The sequence below is a fragment of the Micromonospora sp. II genome (assembly GCF_001709195.1).
Taxonomy (GTDB): Bacteria; Actinomycetota; Actinomycetes; order Mycobacteriales; family Micromonosporaceae; genus Micromonospora; species Micromonospora chalcea.
This window is the reverse complement of record NZ_LYXF01000005.1, coordinates 73,158-91,032: the sequence shown is the minus strand read 5'-3', so window position 1 is coordinate 91,032 and position 17,875 is coordinate 73,158. Positions and strand designations below refer to the sequence as shown.

At 73.9% G+C, this 17,875-nt stretch carries 17 protein-coding genes and 1 pseudogene; 8 read left to right on the top strand and 10 right to left on the bottom strand.

Features of this window, described 5'->3' with window-relative positions; translation table 11 throughout:
* Nucleotides 1–437 precede the first annotated feature (437 nt).
* The gene (locus A8711_RS02655) at nucleotides 438–2,333 is read left to right on the top strand and encodes a glycosyltransferase family 39 protein (protein WP_069087354.1); all 1,896 of its coding nucleotides are present in this window, start codon (nucleotides 438–440) and stop codon (nucleotides 2,331–2,333) included.
* On the opposite strand, the gene A8711_RS02650 is transcribed toward A8711_RS02655, so the two are convergent.
* Nucleotides 2,308–3,897 (bottom strand): PAS domain-containing sensor histidine kinase, encoded by a 1,590-nt coding sequence (locus A8711_RS02650; protein ID WP_043328512.1) that lies wholly within the window; start codon nucleotides 3,895–3,897, stop codon nucleotides 2,308–2,310. The genes A8711_RS02655 and A8711_RS02650 overlap by 26 nt on opposite strands.
* Nucleotides 3,898–3,922: 25 nt before the next feature.
* Nucleotides 3,923–4,951: an SIS domain-containing protein gene (locus A8711_RS02645; RefSeq protein WP_069087353.1), complete on the bottom strand. Its 1,029-nt coding sequence runs from the start codon at nucleotides 4,949–4,951 to the stop codon at nucleotides 3,923–3,925.
* A 184-nt stretch (nucleotides 4,952–5,135) separates the two neighbouring features.
* Here A8711_RS02645 and A8711_RS02640 point away from each other — a divergent pair, with 184 nt between their 5' ends.
* Complete coding sequence (locus tag A8711_RS02640) at nucleotides 5,136–6,734, top strand: tetratricopeptide repeat protein (protein ID WP_069087352.1); 1,599 nt, start codon at nucleotides 5,136–5,138, stop codon at nucleotides 6,732–6,734.
* Between the two features lie 224 nt (nucleotides 6,735–6,958).
* Here A8711_RS02640 and A8711_RS02635 read toward each other — a convergent pair whose 3' ends face one another.
* Nucleotides 6,959–8,551 carry an MDR family MFS transporter gene (locus tag A8711_RS02635; protein ID WP_064447883.1) on the bottom strand — a complete coding sequence of 531 codons (1,593 nt, stop codon included), beginning with the start codon at nucleotides 8,549–8,551 and terminating at the stop codon, nucleotides 6,959–6,961.
* A 119-nt stretch (nucleotides 8,552–8,670) separates the two neighbouring features.
* Between A8711_RS02635 and A8711_RS02630 the strand changes: the two genes are divergently transcribed.
* The gene (locus tag A8711_RS02630; RefSeq protein WP_064447884.1) at nucleotides 8,671–9,246 is read left to right on the top strand and encodes a TetR/AcrR family transcriptional regulator; all 576 of its coding nucleotides are present in this window, start codon (nucleotides 8,671–8,673) and stop codon (nucleotides 9,244–9,246) included.
* Between the two features lie 6 nt (nucleotides 9,247–9,252).
* Here A8711_RS02630 and A8711_RS02625 read toward each other — a convergent pair whose 3' ends face one another.
* Entirely contained in the window at nucleotides 9,253–9,765 is a 513-nt protein-coding gene (locus A8711_RS02625) for a GNAT family N-acetyltransferase (RefSeq protein ID WP_064447885.1), read from the bottom strand.
* The gene (locus A8711_RS02620; protein WP_043328500.1) at nucleotides 9,762–9,977 is read right to left on the bottom strand and encodes a biotin/lipoyl-binding carrier protein; all 216 of its coding nucleotides are present in this window, start codon (nucleotides 9,975–9,977) and stop codon (nucleotides 9,762–9,764) included. Before A8711_RS02620 ends, A8711_RS02625 begins: the two co-directional genes overlap by 4 nt.
* A gap of 238 nt (nucleotides 9,978–10,215) precedes the next feature.
* Between A8711_RS02620 and A8711_RS33095 the strand changes: the two genes are divergently transcribed.
* Complete coding sequence (locus A8711_RS33095; protein WP_369752275.1) at nucleotides 10,216–10,290, top strand: 50S ribosomal protein bL37; 75 nt, start codon at nucleotides 10,216–10,218, stop codon at nucleotides 10,288–10,290.
* 83 nt (nucleotides 10,291–10,373) lie between these two features.
* Here the strand turns inward: A8711_RS33095 and rsrA are convergent, their stop codons facing one another.
* The 5 genes and pseudogenes from rsrA to A8711_RS02595 form a co-directional block, all read right to left on the bottom strand.
* Nucleotides 10,374–10,661 (bottom strand): mycothiol system anti-sigma-R factor, encoded by a 288-nt coding sequence (gene rsrA, locus A8711_RS02615; protein ID WP_043330951.1) that lies wholly within the window; start codon nucleotides 10,659–10,661, stop codon nucleotides 10,374–10,376.
* A 2-nt stretch (nucleotides 10,662–10,663) separates the two neighbouring features.
* Nucleotides 10,664–11,461, bottom strand: coding sequence for a sigma-70 family RNA polymerase sigma factor (locus tag A8711_RS02610; protein ID WP_069087351.1), 798 nt, complete (start codon nucleotides 11,459–11,461; stop codon nucleotides 10,664–10,666).
* 228 nt (nucleotides 11,462–11,689) lie between these two features.
* Nucleotides 11,690–12,301 carry an alpha/beta family hydrolase gene (locus tag A8711_RS02605; protein WP_069087350.1) on the bottom strand — a complete coding sequence of 204 codons (612 nt, stop codon included), beginning with the start codon at nucleotides 12,299–12,301 and terminating at the stop codon, nucleotides 11,690–11,692.
* Nucleotides 12,302–12,397: 96 nt separating this feature from the next.
* Nucleotides 12,398–12,790, bottom strand: coding sequence for a WhiB family transcriptional regulator (locus tag A8711_RS02600; RefSeq protein WP_030503699.1), 393 nt, complete (start codon nucleotides 12,788–12,790; stop codon nucleotides 12,398–12,400).
* Nucleotides 12,791–13,002: 212 nt separating this feature from the next.
* Nucleotides 13,003–13,709, bottom strand: a pseudogene (locus A8711_RS02595) (SOS response-associated peptidase).
* 102 nt (nucleotides 13,710–13,811) lie between these two features.
* Here A8711_RS02595 and aroA point away from each other — a divergent pair.
* The 4 genes from aroA (at nucleotide 13,812) to hisN (ending at nucleotide 17,846) form a co-directional block, all read left to right on the top strand.
* A complete protein-coding gene (gene aroA / locus A8711_RS02590) occupies nucleotides 13,812–15,113 on the top strand; it encodes a 3-phosphoshikimate 1-carboxyvinyltransferase (protein WP_064447938.1) in 1,302 nt (433 codons plus the stop codon).
* A 204-nt stretch (nucleotides 15,114–15,317) separates the two neighbouring features.
* Nucleotides 15,318–16,211: a ribosome small subunit-dependent GTPase A gene (gene rsgA, locus A8711_RS02585; protein WP_205798140.1), complete on the top strand. Its 894-nt coding sequence runs from the start codon at nucleotides 15,318–15,320 to the stop codon at nucleotides 16,209–16,211.
* A 55-nt stretch (nucleotides 16,212–16,266) separates the two neighbouring features.
* Nucleotides 16,267–16,959, top strand: a complete 693-nt coding sequence (locus A8711_RS02580; RefSeq protein ID WP_069087348.1) for a DUF6348 family protein — start codon at nucleotides 16,267–16,269, stop codon at nucleotides 16,957–16,959.
* 68 nt (nucleotides 16,960–17,027) lie between these two features.
* Complete coding sequence (gene hisN / locus A8711_RS02575) at nucleotides 17,028–17,846, top strand: histidinol-phosphatase (protein ID WP_064447890.1); 819 nt, start codon at nucleotides 17,028–17,030, stop codon at nucleotides 17,844–17,846.
* Nucleotides 17,847–17,875 lie beyond the last annotated feature (29 nt).

Here is a 17,875-nt window from a genome sequence, read left to right as displayed (position 1 = left end):
GCACGCGGCCGTAATCGACGTGGCGGCGAGCCACGAAGCGGCGGACGACAGCGGCGGTCATGTGCCTCATGCTGCCACACCACGCCCGGCCGGACCACAGCTCCGCACTGTGATCCCACATCACGGGCCACAACCGGGATCGACTCCCGTCCCTGTCCCCCGCCCTCCCTCCCCGCCCTCTCCCGTTGATCAAGGAGTTGACGTCCCCCAACCCGCCACATCAGGCCGCAATCTCCTTGGTCGACACCGCCGGTCCCCGTCCACCCCCGCCACCGCACCGTTGATCATGAAGTTGGCGGGGACAAAAGGGACGGTGAGTGCCGTCAACCTCATGATCGACGGGGCCGGGGCCGGGCGGGGTGGGGTGGGGTGGGCCGGGTGGGTGGGAAATGGGGGAGCTGGGGGGTGAGCGGGAGCGGGCGTGTGACGCTGCGGGGGTGAGGAGGTTCGGGCCCGCGTCTGTTCGCGCCCTTCCCGGCTGGGCGGTGTGGGTGACGCCGGGGCTGCTCACGCTCGTGGTGACGCTGGCCGGGATCGGGCACGCCCAGCCGTGGCGGGACGAGCTGGCCACCTGGAGCGCGGCCAGCCGCCCGCTATCCGACCTGGCCCGGATGACCCGCACCATCGACGCCGCCACCGGGCCGTACTACCTGCTCATGCACGGCTGGACGGCGATTGCCGGCACGTCGCCGACGGCGCTGCGACTGCCCTCCGCGCTGGCCATGGCCGTGGCCGCCGCGCTCACCGCCCGCCTCGGCGCGGTGCTGGTCGGCCGTCGCGCCGGGCTGCTGGCCGGACTGCTGTTCGCGGTCCTGCCGGTCACCTCGCGGTACGGGCAGGAGGCCCGCCCGTACGCCCTAGCCACGCTGCTCGCCGTGCTGGCCACGCTGCTGCTGGTCGAGGCGCTGCGCCGGCCGACCTGGCGACGCTGGGCCGGGTACGCCGCTGCGGTCGCCGCGCTCGGCCTGCTCCACCTGGTCGCGCTCACCCTGCTCGCCGCGCACGCCGTGGTGGTGCTGCTGACCGCCGCACATGGCCCTGCGGGGGTCGTCGATCCGCCCGGCCAGTCCCGAGCCCAGATGCCCGACGCGAGCCGGCCACGCCGCAGACACCTGTGGCGTTCCACCCAGCCACGAGATCGAGCGCGAGTGGAACACCACGGGTGTCACGGCGCCCCGCAGACACCCACGGCGTTCCACCCAGCCACGAGATCGAACGCCGGTGGAACGCCACGGGTGTCACCGCATCCCGGGAGCAGGGAGCATGGCACGGACGCGCCGGAAGCGGAACCGCAGAACGTGACCGGCGAGGCTCGGGAGACGCTGGCCGGGTGGCTGCTGGCGCTGGTGCCGGCCGTCGTGCTCGTCACCCCACTGGCACTCGTCGCCCGGGGGCAGCGCGGTCGACAGCTCGACTGGGTCGACCCGGCGCGCCTGCCCGACCTGGCGGCGCTACCAGGTGCGCTGGCGCAGAGCGGCGTCGTCGGCGGTTTCGTGCTCGCGCTCGCGGCGCTCGGCGTGGCCCGGCTGGGTCGCCGGGCGCTGCTGCCGGCCGCCGCCGTGCTGCTGCCGGTGCTGCTGATGTTCGCCGCCGGAACGATGGTGCCGCTCTGGGTGACCCGCTACCTGGTCTTCACCGTGCCGTTCGCCTGCGTACTGGCCGGCGCCGCGCTGACTGCCGCGCGGGTCACTCCCGCACCGGCCCGAACGCCGGCAACAGCAACGCCCGCTGAAGCAACGCCCGCTGAACCAGCGCCCGCTGAAGCAACGCCCGCTGGACCAGCGCGCACGGCGACACCCGCCGCAGCCGGCCGCACTGCCGCGCCCACGGAAGCAGAGCAAGGGCCGACGTCGCCGCGCGGACGGGTCGCGGCGGGAATCGCGGTGGTGGTCCTGGCCGGGCTGCTCGGGTTGCCCGATCAGGCGGCGCTGCGCCGCACCCACGAGTGGCCGCGCAGCGCACCCGTCGACTACGCGGGCGCGGCCGGGACCATCCGCGCCGGGCAGCGGCCGGGCGACGCGATCGTCTACTCGCCCCGGGACGGCTGGCTGTTCCCGGATCTCGGCATGGCGTACCACCTGGGGTCGAGGCTGCCACGCGACGTGCTGGTGGTCCGCGACCAGCGTCAGGACGCGAGCCTCTGGGCCGTGGAGTGCGACGACCTGGCGCGGTGCCTGGCCGGGGTGGACCGGGTGTGGCTGGTGGTCACCGGCCGGCGCGCGGACCCGTTGGCGGCGGTGCCGGGTGTGAAGGGCGACGCCCTGCGCGCGGGCTACACGGTGCGGCAGGTGTGGCCGCGTCCGGGGATCACAGTGGCCCTGCTCGTCCGGTGAGGCGGTCGGTGGTGCCGCGGGCCAGCGGTACGACTATGGCCGCCTCGGTGCCGCCGTCGGCGCCGTTGCGCAGCTCGATGGTGCCGCGCAGCTCGCCGGTGACCAGCGCCCGGACGATCTGCAGGCCCAGGTTGCCGCCGCGCTCGGCGTCGAACTGCTCGGGCAGCCCCCGGCCGTTGTCGGTCACCGTTACGTGCAGTTGCTTGCGCGCCCGGTGCGCGGAGACCACAACCTCGGGCCGGGGCGCGGAAACCCCCGCCTCCGGCCGGGGCACGTCCACAGGAGGAGCGGCCGCCTCCTCCTCGGCCGACGGGAAACCGTGCTCGACGGCGTTGAGCAGCAGCTCGTTGAGCACCATCACCAGCGAGGTGGCGATCTCGGCGGGCAGGACGCCGAAGCTGCCGCGGCGGCGCATGCCGACACTCACCTCGGTGGCGGCGACCTCGGTGGCGGCGCTGGCCACCCGGTCCACGATGCCGTCGAACTCGACCGCCTCGTCGCTGGACATGGAGAGCGTCTCGTGCACCAGCGCGATCGAGGCGACCCGGCGTACCGATTCCTCCAGCGCGACCCGGGCCTCGGGCATGGAGACCCGCCGGGCCTGCAGGCGCAGCAGCGCGGCGACGGTCTGAAGGTTGTTCTTCACCCGGTGGTGGATCTCCCGGATGGTGGCGTCCTTGGTGATCAGGGCGCGGTCGCGGCGGCGTACCTCGGTGATGTCGCGGACCAGCACCAGCGCGCCGATCGGCACTCCGGCGGGCATCAGCGGCAGCGCCCGGGTGAGCATGGTGGCGCCGCGGGCGTCGATCTCCCGCCGGGGTGGCGCCTCGCCGCGCAGCGCGGCGAGCACGGCGTTGCCCGCGTCGGTGCCTTCGAGGGGGTCGCCGGCGAGCCGGCGGTGCAGCTTGGCCAGGTCCTCGCCGACCAGGTGGGAGGCGTAGCCGAGGCGGCGGTACGCGGACTGCGCGTTCGGGCTGGCGTAGGTGACCTTGCCGTTGGCGTCGAGCCGCACCAGGCCGTCGCCGACCCGGGGCGCCGAGGTGGTCTCGCCGGGGTGCCGGGGCGGCGGGAACGTGCCGTCGGCGATCATCTGGGCCAGGTCGTCGGCGGTGGTGAGGTAGTTCAGTTCCAGCTGGCTCGGGGTGCGCGCGGTGGACAGGTTGGTGTCCCGGCCCACCACGGCGATCACCTCGCCGGCTTCACCGTCGCCGGTACGCAGCCGGACCGGGATCGCCTCGTGGCGGGCCGGGACGTCGCCGTACCAGACCGGGTCGCCCTCGCGCCAGATCCGTCCCTGCCGGTAGGCCACCTCCAGGTGGGCCACCTCGGCCCCGCCGACGATCCGCCCGACCTGGTCGTCCAGGTAGGCGGTCGGGGCGGTGGTGGGACGGACCTGGGCCACGCAGAGGAACGTGCCGTCGCCGTCCACCGGCACCCAGAGCAGCAGGTCGGCGAAGGACAGGTCGGACAGCAGCTGCCAGTCGCCGGCGATCCGGTGCAGGTGGTCGATGTCGGCCGGGCGGAGCGCGGTGTGCTCCTCGGCGAGGTCACGGAGGGTGGACACGCCACACAGCGTGCCACGCCGGGCCTCACATCGTCGCCGTGACCTTCTTCAAGCCGCGCGGCGCGTCCGGGTCCTCGCCCCGGGCCAGCGCCAGGGCCAGCGCGAGCCGTTGCAGCGGCAGGATGTCGAGCAGCGGCGCGTACCGCTCGTCGACCTCGGGCACCGCCATCCGGGTCTCGCCGACCTCGGCGGAGCCGACCACCACCACGTCGGCGCGGCGCTCGCCGAGGCGGGGCAGGACCTCGCGCATCGACGTGCCGCCGGGGCCGGAGCCGACGACGGCGAGCACCGGTACGTCCGGGTCGGTCATGGCGAGCGGGCCGTGCAGCAGGTCGGCGCCGGAGAAGGCGAGCGCCGGCAGGTACGAGGTCTCCATCAGCTTCAGCGCCGCCTCGCGCGCGGTCGGGTACGCGTACCCCCGGCCGGTGGTGACGAGCTGGGCGGCGAACCGGTAGCGCGGCGCGAGCCGGGCCGGGGTGTCGTCGGCGAGCGTCTGCGCGGCCAGCTCGGGCAGCCGGCTCAGCGCGGCGCGCTCCTCGGCGGGCAGCACGCCGTCGCCGGCGCGTACCCCCTCGATCAGCATGAGCAGCGCGAGCAGTTCGGCGGTGTAGGTCTTGGTGGCGGCGACCGCCCGCTCGTGGCCGGCGGCGATGTCCACGCTCAGCTCGGCGGTCTCGACCAGCGGCGAGCCGGGGTTGTTGGTGACGGCCAGGGTGAGCGCGCCGGAGGCGCGGGCGACCCGCAGCACCTCGGCGAGGTCGGGCGAGCCGCCGCTCTGGCTGACGCCGACGACGAGCGCGTCGGAGAGGTCGGGCCGGGCGCCGAAGACGGTGATCGCGCTGGGCGAGGCCAGCCCGGCGGGCAGTCCGAGGCGGATCTCGGTCAGGTAGGCCGCGTAGAGCGCGGCGTGGTCGGAGGTGCCCCGCGCGGTGAACACCACGTGCCGGGGGCGCCGCTGCGCGACGACGGCCGCGACCTCGGCGATCGCCGCGGCGTGCTCGGCGGAGAGCAGACGCTCGTAACCGGCCGGCTGCTCGTCGATGTCGGCGGCCATACCGGCCCCTGCTCGCGTCACTCCAGACCTCCTTCTGCGCGTTTCTCGCGCGTTCGATGCTCAGTCTTGCACGTTTCAGCAGCCTCAATCAACGCAACGAGCAGGAGTGCGCAGTGGATCACTAATTGACGGAAGATCCCCTAGGCTTGCCCGGCTGACCGACCCCGACCGGCGGAAGGACGACGTGCCCGAGGACGACGCCGCGCTCTCGGCGGAGGAGGAACTCGCGCTGGCCCGGCTGGCGCTGGGCGAGGGCGACCTGCGGCACGCCGCCGACCACATCGCCGCCGCGCTGGTCCGCTCCCCCACGCTGCCCGAGGCGCACGAAGCGCTCGCCCGGCTGGACGCGGCCAGCGGCGGCGACCTGGACCTCTTCCCGCTCGGCCAGCAGGCGTTCGTCGGCGCCGTGGTGGCCCGCGCGCACCTGCTCGCCGCCGCCGGCCGGCCCGCCGAAGGGCTCGACCTGCTGGCCGCCGCCACCGGCTACGCGCCCGCCGCGCCGTGGGCCGCCGTACCCTGGGTGACCGCCGCCGACCTGCCGGAACGCCTCGACCCCGAACGCACCGCCCGGATCCTCATGCAGGTCTGCGCGGCGGCGCCCGACCCCGCGCCGCGCCGGCTGCGCGAGCCGCTGGCGCCGTACCTCACGCTGGCCCGCAACGCGATCACCGTGCATCCGGCCCACCCGCTGCTGCTGGGCGCGGCGTCCGCGCTGGCCCGGCGCCTCGGCGAGGTCACCCTCGCCGTCACCTGGGCCACCCGGGGGGTACGCGCACAGCCCACCAAACTCGGCGAGGTGTGGCTCGGGTACGCGTACCGCAGCGCCGGCCGCACCGGCGAGGCGCTGGCGGCGCTGGAACGGGCTGTCGCGCTCGACCCCGACGACCTCGCCGTCTACGCGGACATCGCCGGCACGCTCGCCGACAACGGCCGGCTCGACGCGGCGCTGGGCTGGATCGACCGGGCGCTGGCGAAGGACCCCACCTTCGACTGCGCCGTGCACACCGCGCACCGGCTGCGCTACCTGCGCGACGGCGACGTGGACCACCTGGTGGCGCTCGCCGATTTCGTCCGGGAACATCCGGACGACACGCACGAGCACGGCGACCTCGCCGAATGCTGCCGGGGGCGGCCCTGGCTGGGTCAGGTCACACCGGCAGACGACGATTTCCCGTCCCCCGACGGGCCCGCCCCCTCGGCAGCCGCGGTACGCCGCCTCCAGCACCTGGCGCACCCGGCGTGGGCGCACCCCCCGGCCGCGTACGACGCCGCCGTCGGGCTGGCCACACTGGACCTCGCCGACCTGCTCGCGCTGCTGGCGCACCCGCCGGAGGCACCCGCCACCGCGCTGGGCCGCGTGCTCGGCGGGCAGGACCCGGCACTGTGGAGACGCTGCGCGCAGGTCTGGGCCTGCCTCGGCCTGCTGCACCACCGCACCGACGAGCCGTGGGAGTCGTCGACCCGGCGGCGGGTGCTGCACGAACTGGCCACCGTTCCCGGCCCGGCCGCCGAGGCGGCGCTGTTCGCCCTGGTCACCGCCGCCTGGGTGGACCCGGCCACCCGCGCCGACGTGGCCGCCGTGGTGGCCGGGCGGCTCACCGAGGTGGCATCCGGCGCCGCCCGGCGTACCCCGGTGGCGGTTTCGCTCGCCTATCTGGCGCGGGCGACCCCGGCCCTCGACCCGGCCGCCCGCGCCACCGCCGACTCGCTCATCGCCGGCGCCGGCGGAGGCCCGCTGCGCCGCCTCTGGCGACGCCTCACCGCCCTGTTCCGCAGAGGCTGAGCGCCGGGACCGTTCCGGGGCCCCATTTCCGGCCGGCTCCCCGGCCCCCACCACCCAGCCGAGCGCCGCCACTTCGCCGAGGTGGCGCGATCAACTCCCCTCCGACCCCACCACTCCCCCGATGTGGCGGGCAGCGGGCGGAAGGCACCGGGTGCCTCGCTGGAGTGGAGACGCGGCGGCCCCGCGTACCCCCGGGGTGGGGGCGCGGGGCCGCGGCGGGTGAGTCAGGCGACGGGGGCCTTGCCGAGCGCGGCCTCGGCCTCGTCCTCCGGCGTGGGGCCGGCCGGCCGCACGTCGTTCGTCGCGCGCAGCGGCACCTCCTTGATGAACCAGGCGAGCACCGGCACGGCCACGGTGAAGAGGACCGCCCAGAAAAAGACGTGCGAGATGGCGTCGGCGAGGCCGCCGAGCACCGCCTCGCGCATCGGGCCGGTGAGCTTCTTGAGGGCTTCCAGGTTCATCGCGCCGCCCTCGCCGCCACCCGAGCCCGCGAACGCGGGGCCGGCCGCCGAGTCGGCGAGACGGTTGGCGAAGATCGCGCCGAAGAGGGAGACGCCGAACGAGCCGCCGATGGACCGGAAGAACGTGGCGGCGCCGCTGGCGGCGCCGAGGTCCTTCTGCTCGACGCTGTTCTGCGCGATCAGCATCGAGGTCTGCATCAGGAAGCCCATGCCGACGCCGAGCACGACCATGTAGAGCGAGGACTGCGCCTTGCTGGTGTCCACGTCGAGCAGGCTGAGCAGGCCCATCCCGGCGGCCATCACGACGCCGCCGACGATCGGGAAGGCCCGGTAGCGGCCGGTCTTGGTGATCGTCCGGCCGACCACGAGCGAGACCACGAGCATGCCGAACATGAGCGGGAGCAGCAGCAGGCCGCTGTTGGTGGCCGAGGCGCCCTGGACGGTCTGCTGGTAGAGCGGCAGGAAGTTCATCGCGCCGAACATGGCGAAGCCGAGCAGGAACCCGATCACCGAGATCAGCGCGAAGTTGCGGTTGGCGAACAGGCTCAGCGGCAGGATCGGTTCGGGCGCGCGCCGCTCGACGAGAGCGAACACGCCGAGCGCGGCCACCGCCAGCACGGCGAGGCCGAGGATCTGCGGCGAGGCCCAGTCGTACTGGTTGCCGCCCCATGTGGTGACCAGCACGATCGCGGTGATGCCCACGGACAGCAGCGCCGCGCCCAGCCAGTCGATCTTGTGCTCGGTACGGTACTTCGGCAGGTGCATGGTGGTGGCCAGGACCAGCAGCGCCACGCCGCCCAGCGGCAGGTTGACGTAGAACGCCCAGCGCCAGGAGAGGTTGTCGGTGATGAAGCCGCCGACCAGCGGCCCCGCGACCATGGCGATGGCCATGATGCCGGCGATCATGCCCTGGTAGCGGCCCCGCTCGCGGGGCGGCACCAGGTCACCGATGATCGCCATGACGCCGACCATCAGGCCACCGGCGCCGAGGCCCTGCACGGCGCGGAACGCGATCAGCTCGATCATGCCGCTGTCGGCGCCGCCGAAGACGCCGGAGCCGGACATGCCGCACAGCGCCGAGCCGACCAGGAACACGACGACGGCGGTGAGGAAGACGGCCTTGCGTCCGTAGAGGTCGCCGAGTTTGCCCCAGATCGGCGTGGAGACAGTCGTGCCCAGCACGTACGCGGTGACCACCCAGGTGAAGTGGTCGGCGCCCCCGAACTCGAAGACGATCCGCGGCAGCGCGGTGCTGACGATCATGTTGTCGAGCATCGCGAGCATCATCGCGATCATCAGGCCGAACAGGACGACGCGGATGTTCGGTCTCGCGACGACCGGGGCTTGTTGACTCATCGGTAGGCTCCCCCGCAGATCATGTGATCAACTTACTTGCCGCCCGGCTAGTTTGCTTACTAGCCGGACGGTAAGCTGATGACGGTCGGACGTCAAGCGGATTGGAAGGAAGTCGGCTGGTGAGGGAGACCACAGGAGGCACACGGCAGCGCATCCAGGCCGTCGCCTTGGAACTCTTCACCGAGCAGGGCTACGAGAAGACGTCACTGCGGGAGATCGCCGAGCGGCTCGGCGTCACGAAGGCGGCGCTCTACTACCACTTCAAGAGCAAGGACGAGATCGTCACCAGCTTCGTCGACGACCGGCTGCGCCGGATGGACGAGCTGATCGCCTGGGCCGCCGACCAGCCACCCACCCTGGCGACCCGCCGCGCCCTGCTCGGGCGGTACGCCGACAGCATGTTCGCCGGCGACCTGCCCCAGGTGATGCGCTTCTTCGAGCAGAACCAGACGGTGCTCAAGAGCCTGGTCGCCGGCCAGCAGATGCGGGACCGGATGATGCGGCTGGCCCACGAGCTGTGCCGGGGTGACGACTCGCCGGCCGCCCAGCTGCGCGCCACGCTGACGCTGTTCGCGGTGCACACCAGCTGGTTCGCGGTCCGCGCGCCCGGCATCACCGACGACGAGCGGAAGCGGATCGCGCTCGAGGTGGCCGACGAGCTGCTCGCCAAGATCGGCGAGACCGGCCAGGGCTGAGCCGGTTCAGCCCGCCGCGGTCAGGTCCAGTCGCAGACCGAGCAGGTCGATGCCGGGCAGCGGCGACCAGTCCTTCTCCGGCAGCCGGACGAACCCGAGCCGCTCGTAGAGGCGGTGCGCGTTCGCCGCCATCCCGGCGCGTACGCAGATCACCACCGCCGTGCATCCCAGCTCGGTCGCGCGCGTCACGCACGCGGCCGCGAGCGCGGCGCCGGCGCCCCGGCCCTGCGCGGCCGGATCCACCGCGAGCATCCGGAACTCCGCCTCGCCCGGGCCGGCGAGTTCGGCGTACGGGGTGCCGGGCAGCACGAACGTCACCGCGCCGAGCACCTGGCCGGTGGTGTCGTCGACGGCCACCAGCACCTCGCCGGTCTGGGCGCGGGTGGCCACGTCGGCGAGCACCGGCGCGTACCCGCTCTCGTCCTTGAGCTGGCCGTCCGCCTCGTACGCGGCCACAGTCAGCCGCGCCACGGCCGGGAAGTCCGCCGGCTCGGCGCGGCGCACCAGCAGGGCGGTCAACCGATCTCCGCGATCAGGTCGCCGTCCTGCACCACGTCTCCCTCGTTGACGGCGAGGCGCTGCACCACGCCGTCGGACTCGGCGACCACCGGGATCTCCATCTTCATCGACTCCAGGATGACGAGCGTGTCGCCCTCGGACACGGTGTCGCCGGCCGACACCACGACCTTCCAGACGTTCGCCACCATCTCGGCGCGGATCTCCTCGGCCATCTTCCGGCCCTCCCTCTCCCCGACGACTCCCCGACAGTCCTGCGAACGGTATCCAATCATGACGCCGGTCACGCCGGGCCGCGCACCACCGGGCACGCGATGCGCCCCACCGCGCTCCGGCGGGCTGCGTCGGCACTAGCATCGTGCGGGTCGGCCACCGGCGAGCCGGGGAGCCACACCGCGACCTCCGCCGCGGCCAGCCGCGGACGGAACCGTGACCAGCACAAGGAGGCAGAGCATGGCGAAGAAGGCCCGCAAGAAGAAGGCCCGGAAGAAGAGCAGCGCCAACCACGGCAAGCGCCCCAACTCCTGATCATCGGGAACAGCGCGGCACCTGCCGGAAACGCGTGACGGCCCGGGTCCGATCATTCGGACCCGGGCCGTTCCGTCGCTTGTTCAGTCGGCCAGTTCGCGGGACTCGGTGGTCTCGAAGACCACCAGCTCGGTCAGCCGCAGACGCAGCCGCTCACGCAGCTTCTCCGGCGCCGAGTCGTTGCCGCAGCACCGGGCCACGAGCGCCTTGACCTCCTGCTCGATGCCGTACTCGCGCAGGCACGGCCCGCACTCGTCCAGGTGGTGCCGGATCAGCAGCCGGCGCTCCTCGCCGCACTCCAGGTCGAGGTAGAGGTAGACCTCGGCGAGCACCTCGCGGCAGTCCGTCTCGTGCGGTTGTCCACAGCTCACGGTCACACCTCCCGGCTGGCGGCGGCGGTCGAACCCTTCTTCGACGAGGCGGCGCTGAAACCGCGCTCCGCCGCGTACTGCTCGAGCAGCTTCCGCAGATTACGTCGGCCACGGTGCAGACGGGACATCACGGTGCCGATCGGCGTGCCCATGATGTCGGCGACCTCCTTGTAGGAGAAGCCCTCGACGTCGGTCAGGTAGACGGCCAGGCGGAACTCCTCCGGCAACTGCTGGAGGGCCTCCTTGACGTCGCTGTCCGGGAGCCGGTCGAGCGCCTCCGTCTCGGCCGAGCGCAGGCCGCTGGAGGTGTGGGACTCGGCCTCGGCGAGCTGCCAGTCGGTGATCTCCTCGGTCGGCGCCTGAATGGGCTGCCGCTGCCGCTTACGGTAGGTGTTGATGTAGGTGTTGGTCAGGATCCGGTAGAGCCAGGCCTTCAGGTTCGTGCCCTGCTCGAACTGGTGGAAGGCGGCGTACGCCTTCAGGTACGTCTCCTGAACCAGGTCCTCCGCGTCGGCCGGGTTGCGGGTCATCCGCAGACCGGCGGCGTAGAGCTGGTCGACGAAGGGCATAGCGTCCCGCTCGAAGCGGGCCCTGCGCTCGTCCGTCTTCTCGGTGGTCAACCGCACATCCCCTCGCGTCGGATGCTTTCCCGCTGAGGATACGCGTACCCACTTTCCGGCAGATTCACTTCCGGAGTCTGTGCCGGTGCTCACGACCGACGCCGCGGGCCACTCCGGCGCGTCGAGCAGCCGCCTGAGCTGCCGCTCGTCCCGTTCCCGGCTCCGTGTCTGTATCGGCACCGGTCACCCCCCTCGCGCTGGCACTGTCGTCGTCCACAGGGAGGTAACGCGAGGTACGGGGTGCGGCATTCCACAGGTCCCACCCGATCCTGGCCCCGGCGGCGGCCGCGACCGCCGCTGGGACCAGGAAGGGCCTGGGAGGGTGGCCCCGGCGCACCCGAACCGGGCGGCCGGCACCAACCGGTGCAACGACCCGCCGCGGGCGACGGTCACGGCGCGCGCCGCCGCTCAGGACAACCATCCGTGTACGCGCAGCCAGTCCCGGACCACGGCGGCCGTGCCGGCCGGGTCGCCCCGCAGGTCGTGCCGCTGTCCCGGCCGGACCACCACCTCGATCCCCGGGCCGGGTTCGGGCACGCCGAACGGGTCCCGGTCGCCGTTGACCACGAGCGTGGGCAGCCCGGTGAGCAGTTCCGCGGCCCGGGAGCGTTCCGGCCGGCCCGGCGGGTGCAGCGGGAACGCCAGCGCGACGACTCCGGCCGCCCCGACGGCGGCGGCGGTGCGGCAGGCCACCCGGGCGCCGCTGGACCGGCCGCCGACCACCCAGTCGCGCACCTGCGGGGCGCGCCGGCGAAGCTCGGCCAGCACCGCCGTCCACGCCTCGTCGAGGTGCCCGGCGGGAGCGGGCGCGCGCCGCCCGGCGACCCGGTACGGCTGGGTCACCAGGGCCACCCCGGCCCCGGCGTCGCGCACCGCGTCCCGGACCGCCGTGAGGTCCGGCGCGTCCACGTCGCCGCCTGCCCCGTGGCCCAGCACCAGCACTGTCGCGCCGTCTGCGGGCGGGTGGAAGCGGAACCGCGCCCGTCCCCGGGGTGTGTCGATCTCGTCGTCGTGCCGCACCAGCCCATTCTGCGCGTGCCGGTCGGCCGGCGGCGCCGGGACGGGCCGAACCGGTCGTCGCCCGTGGCCCGCGGACGGGCCACGGGCGACGAGGGATCAGCTCAGCGGCACCAGGGTGAGCAGGCGGTCACGCACCGGCGGGCCGGCGTCGTCGATCGCGTCCGGATCGGGCTGGACCTCGCTGCGCCAGGCCACGAGCATGGCTCGGCGCTCGCGCGGCGTGGTGCCGCCCCAGACGCCGTGGCAGTCGCCCACCTCCAGCGCCCAGGCCAGGCAGGAGCCCTGGACGTCGCACGTGCGGCAGAGCGCCACCGCCGCGTCGGCCGGCTCGTTCGGCGCCGGGAAGAACGTCTCCGGATCGACGTTCTGACAGGTGCCTCTGGTGCGCCACGCCTCGTCCTGGCGTCGTTCGTGCAGAGCCCGCAGCAGTCGTGGGTCGCGCCGTGCCGCGGCGACCTCGTGCGGGCGGGGCATGCGTGCCCGTGTCAATACACCCACCTCCCCCGTGGGACCGGCAGAGATCTTTCAGCAAGATCGATGGGTGTCGTCGCCCCGTGCGAACCAACGCCCATCACCGGCGCTGTGTTCTATCGCATTCGCATACGTAAGGACAAGAGTCTTCAATGAAACTGACTGAACGTCCGGGCGACTTTTCCGGCGCAACCCCGGCAAACGGGGCGCGTCGATGTGGCGGAGCGTGATCAGAACAGGGTCGGCCCGGAGACCGCCTCCACGCCCTCCGGAGACACCCGCGCGATCAGCTCGGGACCGTCGTTGCGGACGTCGCCGACCGCCCGGGAGACCGGGCGGATCTCCAGCCCGGCGAGCAGGCCGGCGTCGGGCGGCGCGAGCAATCCGGCCGGGTCGTCGGCGGGGCCGAGCCAATCCGCCCAGCGATCCGGCGCCAGCAGCAGCGGCATCCGGTCGTGCACCTCGGCCAGCTCGCCGACCGCAGCGGTGGTGAGCACGCTGAACGTGAGCCGGGCCACCCCGGCCGACTCCCACACCGACCAGATGCCGGCGAAGGCGAGCACCGAGCCGTCCCGGGGCGTCATGAAGTAGGGCTGCCGCCCGCCACCGGCGAGCCGGACCCACTCGTACCACCCGTCGGCCGGCACCAGGCACCGGCGCCGGGCGAACGACGGCGCGTACGCCCGGCTGGTCGCGACCGTCTCGGCCCGCGCGTTGATCATGCGGGCGGCGCCGGCGGCGCTGCGGGACCACCCCGGCAACAGCCCCCAGCGGCCAGGGAGAGCAGCCGGTGCCCCTCCGGAGCGAGCCGGACCAGCGGCACCGGATCGGTCGGGGCGACGTTGAAGTCCGGCGCCACCCCGCCGGTCTCGTCAGCCGAGGAGAACAGCGCGCTCAGGTCACCGGCGCTCCGGGTCGTGGCGTACCTCCCGCACATGGCGCCCACGCTAGCCCCATCCGGACGTTTCGGCTGTCCCGCCCAACGGGAGCAGCGGCCACGGACGGTTCCACCGGGCCGGGAACTTGGCAGAATGTGACCGTGGGGAATCCGATCGCTACCCGTCAGCCGCAACCGTGGACCGCGCCGACCGCCAGCGACCCGGTCGCCGCGACACTGCGCCTGCCCGGCTCCAAGTCGATGACCGCCCGGGCCCTGGTGCTCGGCGCGCTGGCCAGCGGGCCGTCGACACTGGCCCGGCCGCTGCGCGCCCGGGACACCGAGCTGATGGCCGGCGGCCTTCGCGAGCTGGGCGCGCACATGTCCATCTCCGACGACGACCGCTGGCTGGTCCGCCCGCATCCGCTCGCCGGGCCGGCACACGTCGACGTCGGCCTGGCCGGCACGGTGATGCGCTTCCTGCCGCCGGTGGCGGGGCTGGCCGCCGGCCGGGTCACGTTCGACGGCGACCCGCACGCCCGCACCCGCCCGCTCGGCCCGCTGATCGGCGCGCTGCGGGCGCTCGGCGTCCGCATCGACGCCCCGCCGACGGGCAGCCTGCCGCTCGTCGTGCTCGGCGCCGGGCAGGTGACCGGCGGCGACGTGGTCATCGACGCCTCCGCGTCCAGCCAGCTCGTCTCCGGGCTGCTGCTGGCCGCGCCCCGGTTCGACCGGGGCGTGGTGGTCCGGCACCAGGGTCCCCCGGTCCCGTCCGCGCCGCACCTGCGGATGACGGTGCAGATGCTGCGCGCCGCCGGCGCCGCGGTGGACGACACCACGCCGGACGTCTGGGCCGTCGAGCCGGGCCCGCTGTCCGGGCGGGGCTGGGAGATCGAACCCGACCTCTCCGGGGCCGCGCCGTTCTTCGCCGCCGCGCTGGTCACCGGCGGCGAGGTGACGTTGCAGGACTGGCCGCGCAGCAGCCTCCAGCCGGTCGAGCGGCTGCGGGAGCTGCTGCACCGGATGGGCGGCGAGGTGACGCTCGGCACCGACGGCCTGACCGTGCGGGGCACCGGCACGGTACGCGGGCTGGACGCCGACCTCTCCGACGTCGGCGAGCTGACCCCGGTGCTGACCGCGCTCACGCTGCTGGCCGACGGCCCGTCCCGGCTCACCGGCATCGGCCACATCCGGGGCCACGAGACCGACCGGGTCACCGCACTCGCCAAGGAGTTCACCGCGCTCGGCGCGGACATCACCGAAACCCCCGACGGGCTGGACATCCGGCCCCGCCCGCTGCGCGGCGGGACGTTCCGCACGTACGCCGACCACCGGATGGCGCACGCCGCGGCGGTGGCCGGGCTGGCCGTCCCCGGCATCGAGGTCGACGACGTGGCGTGCACCTCCAAGACCATGCCGGAGTTCCCGGCACTATGGTCGGGGATGGTGACCGGCAAGAACTGACAGCGGGGGGACGTCCTGGCGACGAAGCGGCGCGAGTACGACGAGGACGACGTCCGGGTCCGACCGGGCCGGTCGTCGCGGCCGCGTACGCGCACCCGCCCCCGGCACGCCGACGCCGTCGACGGGTTCGTCATCGCCGTCGACCGGGGCCGCTACACCTGCGTGCTGCCCGGGGCCGGGCCGGATGCCCCGCTCGTCACCGCCATGCGCGCCCGCGAGCTGGGACGCAAGTCGGTGGTGGTGGGTGACCGGGTGGGTCTGGTCGGGGACACCTCCGGCGCGCCCGGCGCGCTGGCCCGGATCGTGCGCATCGCCGAACGGACCTCGGTGCTGCGGCGTACCGCGGACGACGACGAGACCACCGCCGAGGGGCGGCTGGAACGGGTGGTGGTGGCGAACGCCGACCAGTTGGTGATCGTCAGCGCGCTCGCCGACCCGCCGCCGCGTACCGGGTTCATCGACCGCTGCCTGGTGGCCGCGTACGACGCCGACATCGAGCCGCTGCTCTGCCTCACCAAGGCCGACCTGGGTGGCCCGGAGGCGGTGCTCGGCTACTACACCGAGCTGGAGCTGCCGTACGTGCTGATCCGCCCGGACTCCGACCTGGCCGCGCTGCGGGCGCTGCTCGCCGGCCGGGTGTCGGTGATGGTGGGTCACTCCGGCGTGGGCAAGTCGACGCTGGTCAACCGCCTGGTCCCGGACGCCGAACGCGCGGTGGGCACGGTCAGCGCGATCGGCCGGGGCCGGCACACCTCGACCAGCGCGGTGGCGTTGCGGCTGCCCGCCGAGCCCGGCGCCGACGGCGACACCGGCTGGATCGTCGACACCCCGGGGGTGCGCAGCTTCGGGCTGGCCCACGTGTCCGCCGAGAGCCTGCTGCACGGCTTCCCGGACCTCGTCGAGGCGACGGTGGACTGCCCGGCCAACTGCCCGCACACCGCCGACGAGGCGGACTGCGCGCTGGACGCCTGGGTGGCCGCCGGGAAGGCGGACGCGCGCCGGCTCGCCTCGTACCGGCGGTTGCTGGCCTCCCGCAGCGGCGAGGGCGACCCGCGCGAGCCGGAGCGCAACCCCGGCGATCCGCTCGCCGGGTCCTGACCGGCGTCGCCGGCCGGGCCCACGGCGCCGGGCCTCGCCGGTACGCTGACCCACCATGATCGATCCCCGGCCGACCCCACGGCCTCTGCCCGCCGAGCGGGTGCTGGAGCTGGCCGCGCCGATGCTCACCGAGGTGGGTGGCGAGTGGCGGATGACCGACGGGCCGATGCTGCGGTCGGGATCGCTGGGCGTCCGGGTCCTTCCACCGGACAGCGACGACTACCGCCACCTGGACCTGGAGCTCCTGCTGAACGCGGACCGGCCGGACGTGCCGACGATCGTCGACTGCACGCTCGGCCTGGCGGCCGACCCGGTCGAGGCGGCCCGTCAGGCGATCGGGGCGTGGATCGAGACCTGCCTGGTGACGGTCCTGGAGATGATCGAGCAGCGAGGGCGGCTGGCGAGCCACTTCAGGTCGGGCGACAAGGGCGGGTTCGCCGGCTGGCATGCGATCGTCGGCGGCGTGACCGGATGGTCCGCCGACGGATCGCAGCACAAGCAGGAGTGGTTCGCCGAGGCGATGCCGTGGTCGACCCTGGCGCCGGTGATCGCGGCCGGGCTGGACCGTCCACATCTCAACGGCATTCGCATGCTGGTCGGCCAGGGTGGTGACGTCACCGAGTGCGAGGTGCGGATCAACGGCCGGCGGCACGAGCCGTCCGCCGCCGCGCTCGCCGCTCTGGACTGGCCGCGCACCGACCGTTTCGGCCTGGCACGCACCTTCGTCCTCCTGGTCGGCCCCGACTGAGGCGGTGACAGCGCTCGGGTGACGCCCCGACGACCGACGGTCGTGGTCACGCCACTAGCGTGTCCGTCATGACCGGGTACGCCGACGATCTCGCCCTCGCCCACCTGCTCGCCGACGCCGCGGACGCGGTCTCCTCGGCCCGGTTCCGCGCGCTGGACCTGCGCGTCGAGTCGAAGCCGGACCTGACCCCGGTCTCCGACGCGGACACCGCCGTGGAGCGGGAGATCCGCGCGCTGCTGGCCACCCACCGTCCCGGCGACGGCCTGCTCGGCGAGGAGTACGGCGAGCAGCCGCCGGCCGGGCCGGACGGGCGGCGCTGGGTGATCGACCCGATCGACGGCACGAAGAACTTCGTCCGGGGCGTACCGGTCTGGGCCACCCTGATCGCGCTGCTGGAGCACGACCGGCCGGTGCTCGGCCTGGTCTCCGCCCCGGCGCTGGGCCGCCGCTGGTGGGGCGCGCTCGGCGCGGGCGCGTTCGCCGGCGCCGGACCGGCGGACGGCACGCCGATCCGGGTCTCCGGCGTCACCGCGCTCGGCGACGCGAGCATCTGCTACTCGTCGCTGACCGGGTGGGAGCAGGCCGGCCGGCTGGACGCGATCCTCCAGCTCATGCGGGACACCTGGCGCAGCCGCGCATACGGCGACTTCTACGGTTACATGCTGCTGGCCGAGGGCGCGCTGGACGTGATGGTGGAGCCGGAGCTGTCGCTGTGGGACATCGCCGCGCTGGTGCCGATCGTCACCGAGGCGGGTGGCGTGATCACGGATCTGGCCGGCCGGCCGGCCCCGGCGGGCGCGGACTCCGCCGACATCAGCGCCGTGGCCAGCAACGGCGCGCTGCACGACGACATCCTGGCCCGGCTCGGCCGTCCAGCCGAGCGCTGAACCGGGAAGAGCCTCTATCCTCGCCAGGT